The following is a 22,347-nucleotide window of genomic DNA, read 5'->3' on the forward strand; positions in this document are numbered from 1 at the left end:
ACGGAAACCGGACAGCGGGGGTCAGGCGGGGCTGGGCTCCAGGTGCATCCACACGAAGATCAGCGGCTCGGCGCCCCGGCTGATCAGGTGGTGGTCCTCACCCGGCTCGAAGAGCACCGCCTCGCCGGCCTGGAACTCGTCCACCTCGGCACCGTCCACCTCGATCGCCCCGCTACCCCGCACGATCACGAAGATCTCGGGCACCGGGTGCACGTGCCGCCCCGGTTCGTCGTGGGTCCGGAAGTTCGGCTCCGGATAGACCCGGAAACCGCCTTTCTGTACGACGTGGCCGGGCAGCACGCTGGTGAACGTGGGCCCCCGGTGGTGGGCCTGGAACTCAGCGATGCTCAGCTTGCGCATGGGTCACTCCTCTCTCGTCGAAGGTCACCCGGTGCGGCGGGACCGCCCAGGGCAGGTCCATGTCGGACGGCAGCAGTCCGGTGGCGGCGACCCGCCGGACGAGGTCGGCGGCGCCGGGCAGCACCATGCCGCCGCCGTCGGGGTGCGGTGTCGTCGTCGCGATCGGCGCCGGCGCCGGTGCCGCGACGATCGCCTCGGCGACGGCGGTGAAGGGCCGGGTCCGGTCGAGCGGGGCGATCAGCGGCTCGTCGCCCAGGAGGTTCGCCAGCAGCCCGGTCCGTCCGGAAATTTCGCGATACGTCGAGTCGCCGGGCAGCCGGACGCGATCGGTGGGGTATTCCAGCACGCTCTCCCCGACCCGGATCTCCCCCGGCACGAACACCGCCGACGCGAGCGTCACGCCGATCACCATCGTGCGCCCGTCAGCGCCGGTCAGCCGCAGAAAGGTGCAGTCGTCGGTCTGGATCTCCCGGGTCCGGTACCGCTCCACCTCCATGGTCATCGGCTGGAACCCGTCGGCCACCGCGAGTGCCTGCATCAGCGCGTGCGCGAACGGGTTGACCAGCGCCCCGTCGAAGGCCGACTGCCGCCCCGCCCACGGCGCCCGCCGGTAGTAGCTGTCCGGCCGCCACCACGCCCCCGCCGCCGACACGTGATCAGCACCGGACACCGCCGCCCGGAAGGTGGCCAGCGCCGCCGACCCGAGCGCCTGGAAACCCACCTGGCACCGCCGCCCGCCGTCCCGCACGGCCCGCGCCAGCACCTCGTGCTCGGCGAGCGAGACGACCGGCGGTTTCTCCAGGAGCAGGTCCGCCCCGGCGGCCAGGCAGTCCAGCGCGATCGGCAGGTGGGTGTGCGGTGGCGTACAGATGATGACCGCGTCCGGGCGGACGGCCGTGAGCATCGCGCGGTGATCGTCGAAGAACGGCACCCCGGGCTCGGGCTCGACAGCGTCGCGGTCGCAGAGCGCCGCGATCTCCAGCAGGCCGCGTCCGGCCAGGTCGTTCAGCGTACGGCGGTGCGAGTGCCCGTGCCCGCCGGCGCCGATCAGGGCGACCCGCCGGGTCATCGGCCGGCCGCCGCGATGGTCGCCGCCGCACCGTGCCGGTCCAGCTCGGCGACCCAGCGGATCAGTTCGGCCCGCAGCTCCGCGTCCCCGGCCAGCGCCGCCGGGAACACCTCGGTCAGGCCGAGCAGCGCGTCGACCAGCCCCTGCGCGGTGTCCGGCGCGGCGGCGACGACGGCCCCGATCCGGGCCGCCAGCGGATCGTCGAGCGGCAGCGCGGACCCGTCGTCGGCATACCCGCGCACGAACCGCATCCAGCCGGCCAGCACCAGCGCGGCCCACACCGGCACCGCCCCGGCCCGGCGCCGGTCGGCGATGGTGCCGAGCAGCCGGTGCGGCAACTTCTGCGTCCCGTCCATGGCCACCTGGTGCGTCCGGTGTCCCAGCTCCCGGTTCGCGAACCGCTCCAGCGCGGTCTCGCCGTACCCCCGCACCGTCACCCCGGCCGGCGGATCGATGGTCGGCGCGATGTCCTCGGCCAGGAAGCGCCGCAGGAACCCGCCCATCCCGGGCAGCTCCAGCGCCTCGGCGATCATCTCGCGACCGGCCAGCGCCCCGAGGTACGCGCAGGCCGAGTGCACCGAGTTCAGCGCCCGCAGTTTGAGCAGCTCCCACGACCCGACCTCGCCGGTCATGATCGCCCCGGCGGCCCCCCAGTCCGGCCGCCCACCGGGGAACCGGTCCTCGATCACCCACTGGTGGAACGGCTCCGCCACGACCGGAACGCTGTCCTGCGCCCCGAGCGCCGCGGCCGCCCGCCGGAGGTGGTCCGCGCTGGTCGCCGGCACGATCCGGTCCACCATGGTGGCCGGGAACTCCACCCCGGCGGGCAGCCGCGCCCCGGCCACCTCCAGCGCCTGCTCGACCATCCCGCGGATCCGCGGCCCGTTGCCCTGCAGGTTGTCGCAGCAGAGCACGGTCAGCGGCGCCTCGCGGACCAGCAGTGCCCGGGCCAGCAGCGCCGGCACGCTGACCGGCGGGCTCGCCCCGGTCAGTTCGGCCCGCAACGCGTCGTCGAGCAGCAGTTTCCCGTCCGGCCCGAGCCGGTACGCCTTCTCCGTCACGGTCAGCGACACGATCCGGATCGCCGGGTCGGTGATCGCCGCCAGGATGCCGTACGGGTCGCCGGCGACGTGCCCGAGTCCCGCCATGATCCCGACCGCCCGGGCGTGGTCCGGCCCGCCGCCGACGGTCAGCACGCTGTACAGCCGGTCCTGGGCCCGCAGCTTGTCGACGATCTCCCGGGAGCGCGGCGCGACCCCGACGATCCCCCAGTCACCGCCGCTGGCCGCGACCGCCGCCTCGGTGTAGACGGCCTGGTGGGCCCGGTGGAACGCGCCGAGCCCGAGGTGCAGGATGCCGGGCCGGACGTCGCCGGGCCGGACCGCGGGACGGCACTCCGGGGCGAGCCCGGGCAGCGCGGCGGCGCCGAGTGTGGTGGTCACCGTCATGCCGCCGGCCCGTCCAGCCGGAAGACCTTCTTCGGCAGGTGATAGGCCAGGTCGGCGATGGTCTCGGCGGCCTCGTCGAGCGGCAGCCGGTCCTCGGCCACCAGCCGGGCGAGGAACCCGGCGTCGATCCGGCGGGCCACGTCGTGCCGGGCCGGGATGGAGCAGAAGGCCCGGGTGTCGTCGACGAAGCCGGCGGTGTTGTAGAAGCCGGCCGTCTCGGTGACCGTCTCGCGGAACCGGCGCAGTCCCTCCGGGCTGTCCAGGAACCACCACGGGGCGCCCAGGTAGAGCGCCGCGTACCCGCCGGCGAGCGGGGCGAGTTCCCTGGTGAACGCAGTCTCGTCGAGGGTGTAGAGGACGATCCGCAGCCGCGGGTCGTCGCCGTACCGGTCCAGCAGCGGCCGCAGCGCCTGGACGTACTCGGTCGCCGACGGGATGTCGCCACCGACGTCGCGGCCGTGCCGGGCGTACAGGGCGGTGTTGTGGTTGCGCACCGAGCCCGGGTGCAGCTGCATGACCAGGCCGTCCTCCAGGGACATCCTGGCGAACTCGACGAGCATGTGCGCCCGGAACACCTCGGCGTCCGCGGCGTCGGCGGCACCGCCCAGGCCCTTGCGGTAGAGCAGGGCCGCCTCGCCCTCGGCGAGGTCGGCGGTGGCGGCGGTCGGATGCCCGTGGTCCGAGCTGGTCGCGCCGGCCGCGATGAACAGCTCGCGGCGGGCCCGCAACGCGGCCAGGAAGCCGGGGTAGGTCCCGACGTCCTGCCCGGTCAGCTCGCCGAGCGCGGCGACCCGCTGGGCCCAGCCGGCCCACTCCATGTCGACCAGGTTGTCCGGCCGGAACGTGGTGATCACCCGGCCGCCCGGTCCGCCCCAGCCGTCGGCGGCCAGCTTGGCGTGCGCGGAGAGGTCGTCAATCGGGCTCTCGGTGGTGGCCAGCACCTCGATGTTGAACCTGGTGAACAGCGCCCGCGGCCGGAACTCCGGCTCGGCGAGACGGGCCGACAACTCGTCGTAGATCTCGTCGGCGGTGGCCGTACCGAAAGGCTTGTCGATCGAGAAGACCTCGGCGAACACCTTCTCGGTCCAGAGCCGGGACGGGGTGCCGCGGAACAGGTGCCAGTTCGCGGCGAGCAGGCGCCAGATGGCCCGGCCGTCGGTCTCCACCTCGCTCCCGTCGACGCTCGGCACGCCCAGCCGGGCGGGTGGGATGCCCTGGCTGGCCAGCATCCGGGTGACGTAGTGATCGGGCACCACGAACAGCCGGGCCGGGTCGGGGAACGGCTCGTCGTCGGCCAGCAGCGCCGGGTCGACGTGGCCGTGTGGGCTGATCAGCGGCAGGTCGCGGGCGTGCGCGTAGAGCTCACGGGCGATCTCACGCTGGGTTGCCTCGGCGGGGAACAGAGTCACCTGATCTCCTCAAGATCTAGGAGGTCGTGCACGTTGACGGCCTGTCCGGTCGCCAGGCTTTCGTTGGCGGCCAGGCCGGTGAGCAGGGCTCGGGCGCCGTCCACGGCGTTCGCGGACCGGCCGAGCGGGTCGGCGGGGGCGTCCGGCCGGATGAGGTCGGCGAGCATGCGCACATCGGCTCCACCGTGCCCCTGCCGGGAGTACCCGTCCACAGTGATCTCACGCGGCGGCGCCCAGAACGGTCGGATCAGCAGGCGGCGGGAGCCTCGCTCGGCGTCGGACAGCGCGCCGGGCTCGCCCTTGACCCCGGCGGCCGCGGCCGGGGCGACGTGGTCGGTCTCGACCACCTCCAGCTCCAGGCGGCCCCGGCTCCCGTTGACCATCACCCGGTAGCCCTCCCACGGGGAGTACGCGGTGAGGTGGTAGCTCATCGAGGCGCCGCCGGCGTAGCGGACCAGCACCGCCATGTCGTCCTCGATGGACACGCCGGGCGCGAAGACGTTGCGGTCGCGCAGGTAGCCGTCGTACCGCTCGGCCTCCAGGTACAGCTCGCGCATCGCCGGCTCGTCGGTCATCCGCAGGGCGAACGGATCATCCTCGGCGGCGGCCGCGCCGTGCGCCCGGTCGTAGTCGCGGGCGTACCCGTGCCGTTTGCCCTGCTCGCCGTAGAAGAACAGGCGGCCCGCCGCGAAGACCTGCGCCGGCGCGTCGTCGAGCCACCAGTTGACCAGGTCGAAGTGGTGGCCCGCCTTGTGCACCAGCAGGCCGCCGGAGTTCGCCTTGTCCCGGTGCCAGCGGCGGAAGTAGTCGGCGCCGTGCCGCACGTCGAGCAGCCACTCGAAGTGCACCGAGCCGATCTCGCCGATCTGCCGCAGCTCCCGCTTCACCGCCTCGTGCAACGGGTTGTAGCGGTAGTTGAAGGTGACCCGGACGCGGCGGCCGGTCCGGCGCTGCGTCTCCAGGATCCGCCGGCAGCTCGGGGCGTCGACTGTCATCGGCTTCTCGGTGATCGCGTCACAGCCGGCCTCCATGGCCGCGACCAGGTACTGCTCGTGGTAGCGGTCGACGGTGGTGATCACCACGACGTCGACGCGTTCCCGCTTGAGCATCTCGGTGAAGTCCTCGGCACGATAGACCGGGATGTCGAGGTCATGCCGCCTCTTGTGGACCTCGGGCCGCGCCGGGTTGGTGTCGGCCAGGGCCACCAGCCGCGCGACGTCGGCGTGGTCCCCGGTGAGCGCCCGGATGAACATCCCGGCTCGGGCGCCGGCTCCCACGAGGGCGTAGCGAATCACGACGGCTCCCTTCGGCAAACGTTTGCAACAGATTAGGGATCAGATGACGATGCAAGTCAATGCACCGTGTATATATGTCCACTTTTGGTCCACTTAGGTGAAGCGTACGCAACAGAATCGACATCGAAGGGCGTTGACACTTCAGCAACCGTTTGCATTAATGGCTCCACCAGAGAGAGCCGGATCACATTCTGCCGAGGAGGACATCGTGGCCGTGACCATCCGGGACGTCGCCAAGGCGTCCGGAGTGCACATCTCCACGGTGTCGCGCACCTTCTCGGCGCCGCACCTGGTCAACCCCGAGACGCGCACGAGGGTGCTGGCCACCGCGGAGGAACTGGGCTACCGCCCGAACCGGGCCGCACGGGCACTCATCACCGGACGGACCCACAACATCGGCCTGATCGTGGCCGACATCGCCAACCCGTTCTTCCCGCCCATGATCAAGGCGGCCGAGACCCACGCGCGGCGGCGCGACTACCACGTCTTCGTCGCCGACACCGACGAGGACCCGGTCGTCGAGACCGACCTCGTCCGGGCCTTGGCCAAGCAGGTCGACGGGATCCTGCTCTGCAGTCCCCGGATGAGCGACGACCAGATAGAGCTGATGCGCCGCGAGGTGCCGCTGGTCGTCGTGAACCGCCTGATCGACGGGCTTCCGGCGGTGGTGATGGACGTCGGCGCGGGCGCTCGCTCGGCCGTACGCCATCTCGTCGGCCTGGGCCACCGCCACCTCGTCTACCTGTCCGGTCCGCGCGGGTCGTGGACCAACCGGGAGATCCGCCGAGCCGCCGGGGTCGCCGCCCGGGCCGGTGGAGCGGACCTCACCGTCCTCGGCCCGCACCAGCCGGTCTCGTCGGCCGGCGCGGACGCCACCGAGGCCGTGCTCGCCACCGGCGCCACCGCGGTGCTCGCCTACAACGACCTGATGGCCATCGGCCTGCTGCAGTCGTTGCAGGACCGCGGCGTCGCCGTCCCGGAGCAGATCAGCGTCGTCGGTTTCGACGACATCGCGACCAGCGCGCTGGTCCGGCCCACGCTCACCACGGTGGCGAACCCGACCGCGGCCGCCGGGCGCGCCGCCGTCGACATGCTGCTTCAACAGGGCGACGACGGCGCCACCGGACAGGTCACCCTCCGGACCGATCTGGTCATCCGCAACTCCACCGGGCCCGGGCCGTACGCCCCGGCCGGCGCGACCGCCGCTCAGGTCGCCGCATACGCCAAGGAGTGACCCACCCCATGACGACCGCACACCGTTTGACGCGCGGCCTGGTGGCCGCCGCCCTTCTGCTGCCGCTCGCCCTCGCCGGCTGCGGCGGTGACGACTCCGGCAGCTCCGGGAAGACCGAACTCACCTTCTTCTGGTGGGGCGGCGAGGCCCGGGCCAAGCTCACCGAGCAGGCGCTCGAGCTCTACAAGTCCAAGCACCCGGACGTCTCGTTCAAGACGACCTGGCAGGCGAACCAGGGCTACTTCGACAAGCTGGCCACGCTCACCGCCGGCTCCGACGCACCGGACATCTTCCAGATCGACGACAACTACCTGGCCGAGTACGCGACCCGGAACGTGACGCTGGACCTCACCTCGTACAAGGACTCCAGCAAGATCGACGTGTCGAAGTTCCCCGAGGGCCTGTGGAAGTACGGTGTCGTCGACAACAAGCTGGCCGGCGTGGCGATGGGCGAGAACACCCAGGGCCTGGTCTTCAACAAGACCAAGCTGGAGGCCGCCAAGCAGGAGCTGCCCAAGACCGGGATGACCTGGGACCAGCTGATCGCCTGGGCGCAGAAGGCCGGCACCGCCACCAAGGTCCCCGGCACCATGGACCCGAGCGCCGACTACAAGGCGATGTGGGTGTGGCTGCGGCAGAACGGCAAGGATCTCTACCACGGCAACCAGCTCGCCTTCACCAAGGACGACGTGCAGAAGTGGTTCGAGCTGTGGAAGGGCGCCCGGGACGCGAAGGCGACCCCCACCGCCGACGTGATCCACGAGGGCAACGAAACCGACATCACCAAGCAGACGGTGGTCACCGGCAAGGCGCTCACCTCGTGGGTGTGGGCCAACCAGATGCCGGACATCCAGAAGAACACCAAGGACGTGCTGGGCGTGGTGGCGTACCCGGGTGACCCGTCCGCGCAGTGGGCGCGCGCCTCGATGTACCTCTCGGTCTACCGGGGCAGCAAGCACAAGGACGCCGCGGTCGACGTGATCAACTTCCTGGCCAACGACCCGGAAGCCGCCAAGATCCTCGGCACCGACCGTGGCCTGCCGTCCAACCTGGACAACCGCACCGCGGTCTCGGCGACCGTCACCGACCCGGCGATGAAGGCCTCGATCGCCCTCGAGGACGAGCTGGTCAAGAAGTTCGGACCGGCGCCGAGCGTGCCGCCGAAGGGCCACAGCACCGTCAAGACCGAGCTGCGCAAGGCCGCCGAGGCCGCCCAGTTCGGTACCGCCACCCCGGCCCAGGCCGCCGAGCAGTTCTTCAACGCCGCCCAGGCCGCGGTGGCCGGGTGAGCGACGTGGCAGTCAGCACCCGGCCGCCCGCCCACCGGCCGCAGTCCGGTCGCGCCGCTTCCCAGCGGCGGGGCCGGCCCGCCCGGCACCGGGACGACGGGCGGGCCGGATACGTCTTCCTCTCCCCCTGGCTGCTCGGGCTCGCCGCGATCACCGCGATCCCGATGCTGATGTCGCTGTACCTCAGCTTCACCAACTACGACATCCTCAGCCCCTTCTCCGACGTCGAGTGGATCGGCCTCGACAACTACCGCAAGATGTTCACCGACGACCCGGCGTTCTGGCACGCGGTCCGGGTGACGCTGGTCTTCGCGCTGATCGGCACCCCGCTCAAGCTGGGCGCCGCCCTCGGCGTGGCCCTGCTGCTGAACCGGCCGTTCCGCGGCGCGGGGCTGTTCCGCGGCCTGTTCTACCTGCCGTCGCTGCTCGGCGGCAGCGTCGCGGTGGCGATGATCTGGCGCAGCATCTTCGACCGGTCCGGCGCGTTCAACGCGTTCCTGAGCTGGTTCGGCATCGAGGGCAAGGCCTGGGTGAACGACCCGTCCACCGCCCTCGGCACGCTGATCCTGCTGGCCGTCTGGCAGTTCGGCGCCCCGATGGTGATCTTCCTGGCCGGGCTGAAGCAGGTGCCGAACGAGCTGTACGAGGCCGCCGAGGTGGACGGCGCGACCGCGTTCCGCAAGTTCCTCAGCGTCACCCTGCCGATGCTCTCCCCGGTCATCTTCTTCAACCTGGTGCTCGAGACGATCCACGGCTTCCAGGGCTTCACGTCGGCGTTCGTGCTCTCCGGCGGCACCGGCGGCCCGGTCGACTCGACGCTGATGTACACCCTGCAGCTGTACATCAAGGGCTTCGCGAACTTCGAGATGGGCTACGCCTCGGCGATGGCCTGGGTCTTCCTGCTCACGATCGGCCTGGTCACCGTAGTGCTGTTCCGCACCGGCCGGTTCTGGGTCCACTACTCGGACGGAGACGACTGATGGTCGCCGTTACCGCCGCCCGCCGGCCGTTCCACCCGCGCTCGCTGATCCGCCCGGCGATCCTGCTGATCCTCACCGGGATCATGCTGTACCCGCTGGCCTGGATGCTGGGCAGCTCGTTCAAGGCACCCGAGGAGGTGCTGAACAACGTGTCGGTGTGGCCCGACGCGTTCACGCCGAGCAACTATCCGGACGGCTGGACCCACTTCGACGTGGCGTTCGGGCGGTTCTTCCTGAACAGCTTCATGGTCGCCTCGCTCACCGTGGTGGCGAACTGCGTGTCCTGCCTACTCGCCGCGTACGCCTTCGCCCGGCTGCGGTTCCGGCTGCGCGGCTTCTGGTTCACCCTCATGATCGGTACGCTGCTGCTGCCCAGCCACGTGCTGATCGTGCCGCAGTTCGTGATGTTCAAGTCGTTCGGCTGGGTGGGCGGGCCGTGGCCGTACCTCCCGCTGATCGTGCCGCACCTGCTGGCCACCGACGCGTTCTTCGTCTTCCTGATGGTGCAGTTCATGCGCGGCATTCCCCGCGAACTCGACGACGCCGCGAAAATCGACGGCTGCAGCGCCTACTCGGTGTTCCGCCACGTCATCCTGCCGCTGTCCCGGCCCGCTCTGGTATCGACTGCCATCTTCTCCTTCATCTGGACCTGGAACGACTTCTTCCGCCAGCTGGTCTACCTGTCCGACCTGGAGAAATACACCGCTCCGGTGGCGTTGACCCTGTTCATCGACTCCACCGGCCAGTCGGCGGTGGGCCCGATGTTCGCGATGTCGGTGCTGTCGCTGGCACCGGTGTTCCTGTTCTTCGTCGCTTTCCAGCGGCTGCTCGTGGAAGGCATCAACACGACGGGCCTGAAGGGATGACCATCCCGCATCGGGAGCTTCCGCTCCCCCACATCCGCACCACCGGCGGGCGGCCCACTTCCGGTCCGCCCGCCCCCGGCCCGCCCCTTTCCGGTACGCCCATCCCCCACCCATCCCTTTCCGATACGCCCATCCCCCGCTCGTCCCTTTCCGGTACGCCCGCCCCCCGCCCGTCCCTTTCCGATACGCCCGCCCTCGCCGCTACGCCGGACGCCCGGCCGGCCTGGCCCACGGAGGAGGCGCCGCCCGCTCGGGTGGACTGGCGCGACAAGTTCGCCCTGGCCACCGACCTGGCATTGATCGGCGTCGCGGTCACCGCCCTGTCCCTGCCGCTGGTCACCGCGCCGGCTGCCCTGGCCGCCGGCTCCGCAGCGGTACGCGGCCGCTACCACGACGGCCGCCTGCCCGGCTGGCACCCCTTGCTCCACCAGTACCGGCGCGGCATCCTGCCCGGCCTCCCGGTCCTGCTCGCCATCGTCGTCCTGCTGATCGACCTGGCCGCCGTCCGCGGCGGCCGGGTCCCCGGCGGCCCGGTCCTGCTGGCAGTCACCCTGGTCGCCGTGCTCGGCCTCGCCGGGGTGGCCGCCCTGACCCTGGTCGCCGTCGGCCGTGACCCCGAACTACCCTGGCGCGCCGCCGCCCGTTGGTCCTGGGAACACCCGGCATGCGTCCTCGCCCTGGCCTTGACCAGCGTCGTCGCCTTCGTGCTGACCCTCGCGGTTCCGATCACCCTGCCCTTGATGATCGGCTTCCACCTGTTCGCCCTCCACATGATCAGCGACCGCCTGGCCCCCTGACCCGTCAGCCGGCCCTCACGGTCCCCCCACCCCGGCCACCACCACCAGCGCCAGCCGCCGAACACCCGGCTGGCGCTCACGGCCCTATCCCGAGCCCGAACACCACCACCACCACGACCAGCCGCCCACCACCCGGCTGGTCCTCACGGTCCTATCCCGAGCCCGGACACCACCACCACCACGACCAGCCGCCCACCACCCGGCTGGTCCTCACGGCCCTATCCCGAGCCCGAACACCACCACCACGACCAGCCACCCACCACCCGGCTGGTCCTCACGGCCCTATCCCGAGCCCGAACACCACCACCACGACCAGCCACCCACCACCCGGCTGGTCCTCACGGCCCTATCCCGAGCCCGAACACCACCACCACGACCAGCCGCCCACCACCCGGCTGGTCCTCACGGCCCTATCCCGAGCCCGAACACCACCACCACGACCAGCCGCCCACCACCCGGCTGGTCCTCACGGCCCTATCCCGAGCCCGGACACCACCACCACGACCAGCCGCCCACCACCCGGCTGGTCCTCACGGTCCTATCCCGAGCCCGGACACCACCACCACGACCAGCCGCCCACCACCCGGCTGGCGCTCACGGCCCTATCCCGAGCCCGAACACCACCACCACGACCAGCCGCCCACCACCCGGCTGGTCCTCACGGCCCTATCCCGAGCCCGAACACCACCACCACGACCAGCCGCCCACCACCCGGCTGGCCCTCACGGCCCTATCCCGAGCCCGAACACCACCACCACCACGAGCCGCCGAACACCCGGCTGGTCCTCACGGCCCTATCGCGGGGTGGGACACCACCAGCAGGACCAGTCGCGCGGGTGGGTGACGGCGGTCACGGTGGGCAACGTTGGGGAGGGGTGTGGCCACTTATCGGGTGACCAGACCATCACCGAGCAGCGATGAAGACCGGTGCGTATACCTTCAGCTCCCCGCCCGCAGCGCCCGTATCCACCCCGTCCGCCACGCCGGCCGCCACCGCCGCCACGCCGGCCCGCCCGCCATCGCGCGTGAGGTCGGGACGCGCCTCCGACGGGCCGACATGGGGCGTGAAGTGACGGCACGCTCCCAGCGGGGGCTCGGCGCGTCCCCGCGTGCGTCACGAAGGCGGTCGCGGCGAGCGGATTTGGCACGCCTGGGAGTGGGGCGGTCGGTGCCCGGGGGCACCTGGTGGGGTGGGGTTTGGCGATCGTGGCCACCCTCGGGCGTCGCCCTGGAGGGGTTCGCGTTCTGGGCGCGCCAGCGCCCTGCGAAGCCCGGAAGGGTCCCTGGCGGGAGCGACGATCAGTGATCAGCGCGGATCCGAGTCAGCGAATTTCGTCAATATCACTGCCGTGAGCCGGGCATCCAATGTCGCTGCCGTGAGCTGGGAATCGAATGCCCCTTGCCGTGAGCGGGAACCGAACATCCCGGCCGTGAGCAGGAACCGAACATCCCTGCCCTGAGCGGGAACCGAACATCCCGGCCGTGAGCTGGGAAGCGGTCAGGCGCCGCGGCGGTGCTCGAAGATGAGGTACGTCTCGGTGCCGGCGATCAGGCGGGTGCCGCTCAATCGCTCGGTGATCACCGAGCGGAGGTCGTCGACGTCGGCGGCGGCGACGTGCAGGAGGAAGTCGTAGTTGCCGGAGATGAAATAGACGTCCTGGACGGCGGGGATGCCGGCCAGGGACTCGGCGAACTTGCCGATGGCGTCGCGGGCGTCGGAGCGGATCTGGACCGCGATCATGGCCTGGATGGGGCGGCCGATCCAGGCGGGGTCGACGTCGGCATGGAAACCTCGGATGGCGCCGATCTCGCGGAGGCGGCGGATCCGGGTGAGGCAGGTCGACGGCGCGATGCCGACGCGGTCGGCCAGGGCATTGTTCGGCATCCGGCCGTCGGCGCGCAGCAGGCTCAGCAGCTCCAGATCGATGTGATCCAGGCCTCGAACATCCTTCGGCAGGTCGGTCATCGCGCGGCGCCGAATCGAAGGAAATGCCTTGCTGAGGTCCCCAGCAGAATCTTGTTCGCCGCACTTGCCGTCTCACTGCACATCGTTTCACTCTAGCGGCATAAGGCGTCAGCCCCGACGCCGAGCGAGAGGAAAATCCCCATGCACATCGGTGTGCCGACTGAGGTCAAGAACCACGAGTACCGGGTGGCCATCACGCCCGCGGGTGTGGTGGAGGCCGTGCGTCACGGGCACGAGGTCGTCGTGCAGGCCGGCGCCGGGGTGGGCTCGGCGATCACCGACGAGGACTACGTGGCCGCCGGCGCCCGGATCCTGCCGGACGCGGACGCCGTCTGGGACGCCGCGGACATGATCCTCAAGGTCAAGGAGCCCATCGCCGAGGAGTACCACCGGCTGCGGGCCGGCCAGGTGCTCTTCACCTACCTGCACCTCGCCGCCGACGCCGAGGGCACCAAGGCGCTGCTGAACAGCGGCACCACCGCGATCGCCTACGAGACGGTGCAGCTGGCGGACGGCTCACTGCCGCTGCTGGCCCCGATGTCCGAGGTGGCCGGGCGACTGGCTCCGCAGGTCGGCGCGTACAGCCTGATGCGCAACAGCGGCGGCCGGGGTGTGCTCCCCGGTGGTGTGCCGGGTGTCGCCCCGGCGAAGGTGACGGTGATCGGTGGCGGTGTCTCCGGCGCGAACGCGGCGACCATCGCGCTCGGGCTGGGCGCCGAGGTGACCGTGCTGGACCTGAGCATCCCGCGGCTGCGGCAGCTGGACGCGCAGTTCGGCGGGCGGGTCCGGACGCTGGTCTCCAGCACGTACGCGATCGAGCAGTCGGTGATCGAGGCGGACATGGTGATCGGCGCGGTGCTGGTCCCCGGCGCGAAGGCGCCGACGCTGGTGAGCAACGATCTGGTGAAGCGGATGAAGCCGGGCTCGGTGCTCGTCGACATCGCCATCGACCAGGGCGGCTGCTTCGAGGACTCGCACCCGACCACCCACCAGGACCCGGTCTACCAGGTGCACGGCTCGGTCTTCTACTGCGTGGCCAACATGCCCGGCGCGGTCCCGAACACCTCGACCTACGCGCTGACCAACGCGACCCTTCCGTACGTGCTGCGCCTCGCCGACCTCGGCTGGCAGGAGGCGCTGCGCACCGACCCGGCGCTCGCCCAGGGCCTGAACACGCACGCCGGCATCCTCACCAACGACTCCGTCGGTTCAGCGCTGGGCCTCCCCACCGAGTCCGTCAGCTCGGTGCTTTCCGCCTGACCCGACGTACCAGCGCGCCCTCCGTCATCGCCTCTGCGACGGAGGGCGCGCCTCGTTGTCACCGGAATCAGAACGCGGCCAGCACGCTGCCCTGGTACTTGTCGTTGATGAACTTCTTGACCTCGGGCGAATGGAGCAGCTTCTCCAGCTTCACGATGCGCGGGTCGTTCTCGTCGCCGGTGCGGACCACCACCAGGTTCGCGTACGGGTTGTCGTCGCCGCTCTCCAGGGCCAGCGCGTCAGTCGACGGCTTGAGACCGGTCTCGATCGCGTAGTTGCCGTTGATCACGGAGAGCGCGGTGTCGTCCAGGCTGCGCGGCAGCTGAGCCGCCTCCAGGGTCTTGAACTGGAGGTTCTTGGGGTTGGTGGCGATGTCCTTCTGGGTCGCCTTGACGCCGGCGCCGTCCTTGAGGGTGATCAGGCCGTTCTTGGCGAGCAGGTTCAGCGCGCGGCCCGAGTTCGACGGGTCGTTCGGGATCGCGACCAGGCCGCCGCTGGGCACGTCGGCCAGCGACTTCACCTTCTTGGAGTAGACGCCGAGCGGCTCGATGTGCACCGGCTTGAGCGCGGTGAACTGGTAGCCCTTCGACGCCTTCTCCTCGTCCAGGTACGGGGTGTGCTGGAAGTAGTTGGCGTCGAGCTGCTTCTCCCGCAGGGCGACGTTCGGCTGGACGTAGTCGTTGAAGGTGACGATGTCCAGCTTCAGCCCCTCCTTGGCGGCGAGGTTGTCCTTGACGTACTGCAGGATCTCGGCGTGCGGGACCGGGCTGACGCCGACCTTGAGGGTGTCCGACTTGGTATCGCCCGAGTCGTCGGAGCCGCACGCGGCCAGCCCGAGAACGAGTGAGGTGGCGGCCAGGACGGCGGCGAGGGAACGGCGGCGCATCGGGAGGGTGCCTTTCTATCGGTGTGACAGCCGGCGGGCGAGCAGGTCGCCCACCATCTGGATGAGCTGGACGAAGATCAGGAGCACCACCACGGCGGCCAGCATGGCCTTGCCCTCGAAGCGGTTGTAGCCGTAGTCGATGGCGAACGCGCCGATGCCGCCGCCACCGACGGTGCCGGCCATCGCGGTGTAGCCGGTCAGCGCGATGACGGTGATGGTGAAGCCGGAGACCAGCGCCGGTAGCGCCTCGCGGAGCAGCACCTTGCCGACGATGGTGCCGCGGCCGGCGCCCATCGCGGTGGCGGCGGCGACCACGTCGGCCGGCACCTCGTGCAGCGCCGTCTCGACGATCCGGGCGAAGAACGGGATGGCGCCGACGACCAGCGGGACGATCGCCGCGTCGGTGCCGATGCTGACACCCGCGACCAGCCTGGTGAACGGGGTGATCGAGACCATCAGGATCAGGAACGGGATCGAGCGGCCCAGGTTGACGATCAGGCCGAGCACCGCGTTCACCGCGCGGGACGGCAGCAGGCCGCCCGGCTCGGTGAGCACGAACACCACCCCGAGCAGCAGGCCGCCGAGCGCGGTGAACAGGGCGGCGACGCCGACCATGTAGAGGGTGTCGGTGGTCGCCGGGCCGAGCAGCTCGAAGACTTCGGACCAGGTCACGACGCCACCCCCACTTCGGCGCCGCGGCGGCGCAGGAACGCCAGCGCCTCGGCGTTCGCCTCGGCATCGCCGGGGAGGGCGAGCCGCCAGCGTCCGGCGCGAGTCGCGGCGAGCGTTTCCACCGAGCCACCCAGGATGCGTACGTCGGTGTCGAACCGCCGCGCGAGTTCCGCGATAATCGGCGCGTCGGCGTCGGCGCCGCTGACCGTGACGTCGACGACTGTCGCGCCGGGCAGCTCGGCCGGCGCGTCCAGCGGGAACAGGTCCCGGGCCAGCTCGGAGCCGGGGCGCTGGAGCAGCTCGGCGACGGTCCCGGACTCGACGAACCGGCCGTCCCGCATGATCGCGGCGGACGTGCAGATCCGTTTCACCACCGTCATCTCGTGAGTGATCAGCAGGATGGTGAGCCCGAGCCGGCGGTTGAGGTCGAGCAGCAGGCGCAGGATCGAGTCGGTGGTCTCCGGGTCGAGTGCCGAGGTGGCCTCGTCGGAGAGCAGCACCTCGGGCCGGGCGGCCAGCGCCCGGGCGATGCCGACGCGCTGTTTCTGCCCGCCGGAGAGCTGGGCCGGGTACGCGCCGGCCCGTTCGGTGAGCCCGACCAGGTCGAGCAGCTCGGCGACCCGGGCGCGGCGCTCGGCGCGCGGGGTCCCGGTCACCTCCAGGGCGAACGCCACGTTGCCGGCGACCGTACGCGCGGAGAGCAGCGCGAAGTGTTGGTGGATCATCCCGATGCCGTGCCGGGCCAGCCGCAGCCGCTTGCCGCGCAGCGTGGTCAGCTCGGTCCCACTCACCCGGACCGTGCCGGCGTCCGGCCGCTCCAGCATGTTGACGCAGCGCAGCAGCGTGCTCTTGCCGGCTCCACTGCGACCCAGCACGCCGTAGACCTCGCCGGCGCCGACGGTCAGGTCGACCCCGTCGACGGCCGTCACAGATCCCGATCGGGAGCGGTACGTCTTACGAAGTCCGCTGATTTCAATCACGTAAACACCCTGGTGAAGCATTGTGATCCGGATCGCAAAACCTATCGGATCGATCGGCTTTGCCGTGTGGCCCAGGCTAGTGCCCATGATCGGCTGCGGCTACCGGATGTAACGACCCTCACGAGTTTCGTCACTTTCCCGCATCAGTCACCGGGCATGCCGGAGAACCGGCCCGCGGCGGGCCGGGTGGGTGGCTGCCGGGATCAGCCGGCGGCGTAGCGGATGGCCTGCTCGTCCTCGTTGAGGGCGGGGACCGGGCGACCCCGGGCGACACGGGTCTCGGCGAGCTCGACCATCTCGTCGGGCCGGACCCGCGGCGGCAGCGTGCCGAACCGCGCGATCCGGTCCTGCTCGGCGTCGCTGTCGGTCATCAGCTCGTCCTGCTCCATCCGCCGATGCTCTCACTGGCGGGACTCGTGCACCAGGATGGCGACCTGCACCCGGTTGGTGCAGCCCAGTTTCTCCAGCAGGCGGGAGACGTAGGCCTTCACCGTCGGCACGCTCATGTGCACCTCGGTGCTGATCTCCGCGTTCGACATGCCGGTCGCGACCGCCTCGGCGACCTCCCGCTCGCGCTCGCTGAGCCGGTCGAGCGCGGCGCGGGCCCGCGCCTGCGCCTGCGCGGAGTCGACCCGAGCGGCCCGCCGCAGGCCGGCGTCGCCCGCCCGGCCGGCCGGGTGGCGGAGGTCGTCCGACTCGCCGGCCGGGAGGCGGTCGCCTGCCCGGCCGCCCGGCTGGCGGGGGTTGTCCGGCTCCGACTGGCCGGCCGGGTGGCGGTCGTCCGCCCGGCCGAGCGCGTGGCGGATCAGGCGGGGCAGCACCGACGGCGCGAGGATCGGCTCACCCGCCGCCGCCCGCCGGACCGCGTCCAGGATCGACTCCGGTGCGATGTCCTTGAGCAGGAACCCGTTGGCCCCGAGGCGCAGCGCCCCGAGCAGATGCTCGTCGGTGTCGAAGGTGGTCAGCACGATCACCGCGGGCTCCGCACCGGCCCGCCGGATCTCGCGGGTCGCGGTCAGCCCGTCCATCCGCGGCATCCGGATGTCCATCAGCACGACGTCGGGCCGCAGCCGCCGGACCAGCTCGACCGCTTCCGCGCCGTCCGCGGCCTCGCCGACGATCTGCAGGTCGGGCCCGGCCCCGAGCACCATCGACAGCCCCACCCGGACCAGCGGGTCGTCGTCCACGATCAACACCCGGATCACACCGGCCACGGTAACCGCCTCCACGGCCGGCGACCCGAGCCGCCGCTCACGCGGCCCGCCAGGGCAGCCACGCTTCCAGGCGGAAGGACAGGACACCAGCGGCGTCCCGGTGAACGCCGTGCTGAAAGCGGCCGCCGAGCAGCGCGACCCGCTCGGCAAGCCCGAGCAGCCCGGTGCCCGCCCCGGGAAGCGCGGGGCTGAGACCGGAAAGGGCGGGGTTGAGGCCGGGAAAGGCAGGGCTGAGGCCAGGAGAGTCAGGGCTGAGGCCGGGAAAGGCGGCGCTGGGACCGGGGAGCCGGGAGCCGGTGCCGGCGGTGACGGGGGCGGCCCGCACTGGCAACGGATTGGCGATCACGACGTGCAGCTCGCCGCCGGGAGCGCCGCTCAGGCCGACCCGGACGAGCGTGCCCGGCGCGTGCTTCCCGGCGTTGGTCAAGCCCTCCTGGACCAGACGGTAGACCGTCCGCCCGAGCGCCGCGCCGGCCGGTGCGTCATCCAGGGAGTCGCCGAACTCGATCCGCATCCCGGCCGCCCGAGCCTCGGCGACCAGCTCGTCCAGATGCTTCAGGCCGGGCTGTGGGCGCAGGTCGTCGCCCGGCCCGGCGCGCAACACCCCGAGGATCTCCCGCAGGTCCTCAAGCGCCTGGTGGGCGCTGTCCCGGATGGTCGTCGCCGCTTTCGCCACCTCGTCCGGGGTCAGGTCGGGCCGGATCTGCAACGCCCCGGCGTGCAGGCTGACCATGGAGATCCGGTGCGCGAGCGCGTCGTGCATCTCCCGCGCGATCCGCTCCCGCTCCAGGGCCCGCAGCCGGTCGGCACGCACCAGCGCCTCCTCCTCGGCCCGCGCCGCCCGGTCGCGCAGCACCGCGACCAGGTCACGGCGGGCCCGCATGGCCAGGCCGAGCGCCACGGTCGCGGCCGAGAAGGCGAGGGTGATCACGAACTCGGCCGTCGCGGACAGCTCCGGGTCCGGGCGGAGCCGGCTGTAGACCACACCGGCCAGCAGGGTGCCCACCAGCAGGACCCCGATCACCCGGCCGCGGCGCAGGGTGACCAGCGTGTAGAGCGCGATCGTCCCGGCCACCCCGACGGAGTCGGTCACCGCCGAGAGCGGCACGAACAGGGCGGCGACCACGACCGGATGATCGCGGCGCCACCACAGCGCCAGCGACGCCGCCAGGGCGAGCACCAGGCCCCAGAACGTGGCGTCGCCGCTGGTCCGGCCGCTCGACTCGGCCTCCCCCGCGATGAGCAGCGCGCCGAACCAGGACACCGCGATCGCCGCCAGGTCGAAGACGCGCTCGCCGGCCGTCGCCATGAAGCGATCCAGGCGACTCACGAGCGCACCAGGGGGCGCCAGAGCTGGTGACCGTCCTCGTCGCGTACCGAAAAACCGAGCTTTTCCAGAGCGGCCCGCAGCTCGCCGGCTTCCTTTGCGGCTTTCCTGCGCAGGACGGCGGCGCGGGCCGAGAGCACCGCGTCCACCTCGGGTGGCAGGTCGTCGCCGGATTTCCACGGGCGGTAGAGAGAGGTGTAGGGATCGGTGTCCCGCCACGGATAGCCGAACTCCGCGAACGTGGCGGCGAGCACCCGCCGCCGGGCCCGCGGCTCGCACCGCACCATCTGCCGCGACTCCCGGTCGAGCACGACCAGCGTGTCGCCCTCCGGGAACAGGGCGGTGATCTCCGACCGGGGCAGCTCCCGCTCACCCAGCCGCAGCCGGTCCGGGGTGACGGTGATGTGCGTCAGGCTCTCGCTGATCGCGGCCGTGGCGAGCAGCCCCGCGACGACCAGGATCGCCGCCTGGATCGCCAGCTCCCACGCCGAGTCGACCCTGCTGATCAGCACGACGACCGGCCGGAACGGCAGCCCGACGGGTGAGCGCAGCGCCCACCGGGCGATCGCCGGCAACGCCGCGGTGAGCAGCAGCCCGAGCGCCGCCGGCCCGCAGGTGATCAGCAAGCGGTCCGGCGGCGAGAAGCCGAGCTCGGCGGAGGTCCTGGTCATGCACCCGACGCTAGGCGTGCCCCCGGACCCCGGCCAGTTGCCGAAAGTCTATTGTCGCTTCTAACTTTCGGCAGAGCCGGCGCGCTCAGCAGCAGCGGCTTACGGCCGTTGCTGCGGATCGCGTACCGGAAATCGGGCGGACAGCGGGCGGAAGCGATCGCGAGCGAACGGATCGCGTACCGGAAACCGGGCGGACAATGGGCGGAAGCGGTCGCGAGCGAACGGATCACGCCTCCGGGACGGGCACCGAGAGGGCGATCGTCAGGGCGAGCACCCACTGCGGGTCCTTGAGCTTCTCGCCGTAGAGCTCGCGCAGGCGGGCCATCCGGTAACGGACCGTCTGCGGGTGCACGAAGAGCTCGGCGGCGACGTCCTCGCGCCGCCCGTGGTGCAGCAGCCAGCTGCGCAGCGTCTCGACCAGCTTCGCCGCGGCCGCCCCGCGCTCCCCGGCGAGCGGCGCCAGCACCCAGTCCCGCAGGTCGGCCAGGGCGCCGCGATCGGCGGTGACGACCAGCTCGGCCAGGTGCTCCTCGGTGTCGACGACCTTGCCGCGGGCCGGGGTGTGCAGCTGGTGGACCCGGACCGCGCGCTCCACCGAGCACTGCGCGCGCAGCCAGGGCCGGGCCGGGCCGATCACCGCGTTGTGACCGGTGAGCAGCCGGTTCAGGTGCGCCCGGGAGGCGCCCTGCGGGTCCGGGACCAGCAGGATCGCGGTGCCGGGCAGGTCCGGCAGGGCGCCGGCCAGCGACAGCGTGCGCGGGTCCAGCAGGTCGATCAGCGACCGGGAGGACCGCTCCGGCAGCAGGATCGCGGTGAGGGTCTGCGGCGGGACCCACTCGGCGCGCTCGGCGGCCGCCTGGATCACGTGCGCGGGCTCGCCGGCGACCAGCGCCTGGGCAAGTTGTTGCAGGTGGCGCAGCCGGATCCGGCCGGTGGCGGCCAACTCGTCGGCGTGCCCGGCGACGCTCGCGGCGGAGAGTTCGTCGATGTAGGCGAAGACCAGCTCGGCGAAGTCGGCGATGGTCCCGGCCGGCTGCCCGGACCGTACGCTGATCGCGGCCAGCTCCCGCCAGGCCACCCGGGCGCCGACCCGGTAGGCGGCGAGCAGCGCGTCCAGGCTGCGGCCGTTGCGCGCCTCGCCCCGGCCCAGCGCGTAGGCCGCCTCCAGGGCCGACGCGAGCGGGGCGCCGGGGTCGGTGCCGGGCCGGGAGACCAGGTTGAGGAAGGTGCCGAGGGCGGCCTGCACGGCTCGTTCGATCTTGTGGCCGAGCTCGCCGGCGAACGGCTCCGCGTACGCCGGCACCTCCATCACGATCGCGGCGAGGGTCTGCACGGCGACCTCGGGCAGCCCCCTGCGGAGCGGCTCGACGACCTCCACCGGCAGGCGGTACGACCGGACGTCACGCAACGGCTCGATCACCCAAACTCCCATGTTTCACGTTCGACCCTTGTCCCCACCGAACAATTATGGTGCCCCCGATTCACTTCCCCTGGTCATGACTTCACCCGGCCGACCCAGCAGGCTTGGTGAGGTGCCGGTAACCCAGACTTTGCGCAATGGCGCGTGGCGAGTCGTCGAGCTGATCACCACTCCGGTGGTTCCCTCCGATTATCTCGACGTGATCGCCCCGCTGCGCAACCCGAACGTCCTGCGCGCCCGGGTCGAGGCAGTGCACCGGGAGACCGCGAACGCGGTGACCCTGGAGCTGCGCCCGGGTCGCGGCTGGCGTCCCCACCAGCCGGGGCAGTATGTCCGGCTCGGCGTGGACGTCGATGGCATCCGCCTGTGGCGCTCCTACTCGGTGAGCAGTCCGGCCGGGCAGCCGTCCGGGCGGATCAGCGTCACCGTCAACGCGGTCCGCGACGGCCTGGTCAGCTCCTACCTGCTGGCGAACGCCCGCCGCGGCATGATCGTCAACCTCGACCTCCCGGCCGGCGACTTCGTGCTGCCCGCCGAGCGACCGGCGAAGAGCCTGTTCGTCACGGCCGGCAGCGGGATCACCCCGGTGATGGGCATCCTGCGCAGCGCCGTGCACGAGCTGCCCGACGTGGTGGTCGTGCACTCCGCCCGCACCAGCGAGGACGTGGTCTTCGGCGCCGACCTGCGCGCCCTCGCCGCGGCCGGCCGGATCACCCTGATCGAGCGGCACACCGGCGCCGACGGCCGGCTCAAGCCCGCCGAGCTGGCCGAGCTGGTCCCCGACCTGTTCGAGCGGGAGACCTGGGCGTGCGGCCCGGGCGAGATGCTCGACGCGCTCGCCGACCACTGGAGCGAGGCGGGCGCCGCGGAGCGCCTGCACGTCGAGCGGTTCCGGCCCACCGTGCTGGTCGCCGGCGACGGCGGCTCGGTCACCTTCGAGCGCTCCGGCGCACGGGTCGAGGCACCGGCCGGCGTCTCGATCCTGGACGCCGGCGAGGCCGCCGGGCAACTGATGCCGTCCGGCTGCCGGATGGGCATCTGCTTCAAGTGCGTGCTGCCGATGCGTGAGGGCATCGTCCGGGACATGCGCGACGGGCAGATCACCACCGCCGTGGAAGGCGACAACGTTCTCATCCAGACGTGCGTCTCGGCCGCGGCCGGGCCGTGCCACCTGGACGCCTGACATCCCCCCAGTAAAGATCGC

Annotated in this window: 21 protein-coding genes; 7 read left to right on the forward strand and 14 right to left on the reverse strand. The window is 71.6% G+C overall.

All coding sequences use genetic code 11. From position 1 onward, the window contains the following. Positions 1-21 precede the first annotated feature (21 nt). The 5 genes from Actob_RS29685 to Actob_RS29705 are packed head-to-tail and all read right to left on the reverse strand — an operon-like array spanning position 22 to position 5,539. Entirely contained in the window at positions 22-360 is a 339-nt protein-coding gene (locus Actob_RS29685) for a cupin domain-containing protein (RefSeq protein ID WP_284915146.1), read from the reverse strand. Continuing rightward, positions 338-1,429 (reverse strand): Gfo/Idh/MocA family protein, encoded by a 1,092-nt coding sequence (locus Actob_RS29690; protein ID WP_284915147.1) that lies wholly within the window; start codon positions 1,427-1,429, stop codon positions 338-340. Before Actob_RS29690 ends, Actob_RS29685 begins: the two co-directional genes overlap by 23 nt. Further along, on the reverse strand, positions 1,426-2,877 hold the full coding sequence (locus Actob_RS29695) for a mannitol dehydrogenase family protein (RefSeq protein WP_284915148.1): 1,452 nt from the start codon (positions 2,875-2,877) through the stop codon (positions 1,426-1,428). The genes Actob_RS29690 and Actob_RS29695 overlap by 4 nt, the downstream gene beginning before the upstream one ends. Next, positions 2,874-4,286, reverse strand: a complete 1,413-nt coding sequence (gene uxaC, locus Actob_RS29700; protein ID WP_284915149.1) for a glucuronate isomerase — start codon at positions 4,284-4,286, stop codon at positions 2,874-2,876. Before uxaC ends, Actob_RS29695 begins: the two co-directional genes overlap by 4 nt. Then, positions 4,283-5,539 (reverse strand): Gfo/Idh/MocA family protein, encoded by a 1,257-nt coding sequence (locus Actob_RS29705; protein WP_407653723.1) that lies wholly within the window; start codon positions 5,537-5,539, stop codon positions 4,283-4,285. The genes uxaC and Actob_RS29705 overlap by 4 nt, the downstream gene beginning before the upstream one ends. 250 nt (positions 5,540-5,789) lie before the next feature. Here Actob_RS29705 and Actob_RS29710 point away from each other — a divergent pair, with 250 nt between their 5' ends. The 5 genes from Actob_RS29710 to Actob_RS29730 all read left to right on the forward strand — a co-directional run bounded on the left by Actob_RS29710 (position 5,790) and on the right by Actob_RS29730 (position 10,747). Next, complete coding sequence (locus Actob_RS29710; RefSeq protein WP_284915151.1) at positions 5,790-6,815, forward strand: LacI family DNA-binding transcriptional regulator; 1,026 nt, start codon at positions 5,790-5,792, stop codon at positions 6,813-6,815. A gap of 8 nt (positions 6,816-6,823) precedes the next feature. Continuing rightward, positions 6,824-8,104: an ABC transporter substrate-binding protein gene (locus Actob_RS29715; RefSeq protein WP_284915152.1), complete on the forward strand. Its 1,281-nt coding sequence runs from the start codon at positions 6,824-6,826 to the stop codon at positions 8,102-8,104. 5 nt (positions 8,105-8,109) lie between these two features. Next, the gene (locus Actob_RS29720; protein WP_284922405.1) at positions 8,110-9,084 is read left to right on the forward strand and encodes a carbohydrate ABC transporter permease; all 975 of its coding nucleotides are present in this window, start codon (positions 8,110-8,112) and stop codon (positions 9,082-9,084) included. Then, positions 9,084-9,950, forward strand: a complete 867-nt coding sequence (locus Actob_RS29725) for a carbohydrate ABC transporter permease (RefSeq protein ID WP_284915153.1) — start codon at positions 9,084-9,086, stop codon at positions 9,948-9,950. Before Actob_RS29720 ends, Actob_RS29725 begins: the two co-directional genes overlap by 1 nt. Before the next feature lie 254 nt (positions 9,951-10,204). Beyond that, a complete protein-coding gene (locus Actob_RS29730) occupies positions 10,205-10,747 on the forward strand; it encodes a hypothetical protein (RefSeq protein ID WP_284915154.1) in 543 nt (180 codons plus the stop codon). Positions 10,748-12,245: 1,498 nt separating this feature from the next. Here the strand turns inward: Actob_RS29730 and Actob_RS29735 are convergent. Continuing rightward, positions 12,246-12,713: an Lrp/AsnC family transcriptional regulator gene (locus Actob_RS29735; protein WP_284915155.1), complete on the reverse strand. Its 468-nt coding sequence runs from the start codon at positions 12,711-12,713 to the stop codon at positions 12,246-12,248. Between the two features lie 141 nt (positions 12,714-12,854). Between Actob_RS29735 and ald the strand changes: the two genes are divergently transcribed. After that, positions 12,855-13,973 (forward strand): alanine dehydrogenase, encoded by a 1,119-nt coding sequence (gene ald / locus Actob_RS29740; protein ID WP_284915156.1) that lies wholly within the window; start codon positions 12,855-12,857, stop codon positions 13,971-13,973. Between the two features lie 67 nt (positions 13,974-14,040). Here the strand turns inward: ald and Actob_RS29745 are convergent, their stop codons facing one another. The 8 genes from Actob_RS29745 to Actob_RS29780 all read right to left on the reverse strand — a co-directional run bounded on the left by Actob_RS29745 (position 14,041) and on the right by Actob_RS29780 (position 21,155). Further along, a complete protein-coding gene (locus Actob_RS29745) occupies positions 14,041-14,859 on the reverse strand; it encodes a MetQ/NlpA family ABC transporter substrate-binding protein (protein ID WP_284915157.1) in 819 nt (272 codons plus the stop codon). Positions 14,860-14,874: 15 nt separating this feature from the next. Beyond that, complete coding sequence (locus Actob_RS29750; protein ID WP_284915158.1) at positions 14,875-15,531, reverse strand: methionine ABC transporter permease; 657 nt, start codon at positions 15,529-15,531, stop codon at positions 14,875-14,877. Further along, complete coding sequence (locus Actob_RS29755; protein ID WP_284915159.1) at positions 15,528-16,460, reverse strand: methionine ABC transporter ATP-binding protein; 933 nt, start codon at positions 16,458-16,460, stop codon at positions 15,528-15,530. Before Actob_RS29755 ends, Actob_RS29750 begins: the two co-directional genes overlap by 4 nt. 254 nt (positions 16,461-16,714) lie before the next feature. Next, complete coding sequence (locus Actob_RS29760) at positions 16,715-16,900, reverse strand: hypothetical protein (protein WP_284915160.1); 186 nt, start codon at positions 16,898-16,900, stop codon at positions 16,715-16,717. 12 nt (positions 16,901-16,912) lie between these two features. Further along, the gene (locus Actob_RS29765) at positions 16,913-17,716 is read right to left on the reverse strand and encodes a response regulator (protein ID WP_407653412.1); all 804 of its coding nucleotides are present in this window, start codon (positions 17,714-17,716) and stop codon (positions 16,913-16,915) included. A gap of 46 nt (positions 17,717-17,762) precedes the next feature. Beyond that, a complete protein-coding gene (locus tag Actob_RS29770) occupies positions 17,763-19,055 on the reverse strand; it encodes a sensor histidine kinase (protein WP_284915162.1) in 1,293 nt (430 codons plus the stop codon). Beyond that, positions 19,052-19,723, reverse strand: coding sequence for a YqeB family protein (locus Actob_RS29775; protein WP_284915163.1), 672 nt, complete (start codon positions 19,721-19,723; stop codon positions 19,052-19,054). Before Actob_RS29775 ends, Actob_RS29770 begins: the two co-directional genes overlap by 4 nt. Before the next feature lie 226 nt (positions 19,724-19,949). Continuing rightward, a complete protein-coding gene (locus tag Actob_RS29780) occupies positions 19,950-21,155 on the reverse strand; it encodes a PucR family transcriptional regulator (RefSeq protein ID WP_284915164.1) in 1,206 nt (401 codons plus the stop codon). A 64-nt stretch (positions 21,156-21,219) separates the two neighbouring features. Between Actob_RS29780 and Actob_RS29785 the strand changes: the two genes are divergently transcribed. Beyond that, positions 21,220-22,326 (forward strand): ferredoxin reductase, encoded by a 1,107-nt coding sequence (locus tag Actob_RS29785; RefSeq protein WP_284915165.1) that lies wholly within the window; start codon positions 21,220-21,222, stop codon positions 22,324-22,326. The last annotated feature ends 21 nt before the right edge of the window (positions 22,327-22,347 follow it).

This window comes from Actinoplanes oblitus (genome assembly GCF_030252345.1).
GTDB lineage: Bacteria > Actinomycetota > Actinomycetes > Mycobacteriales > Micromonosporaceae > Actinoplanes > Actinoplanes oblitus.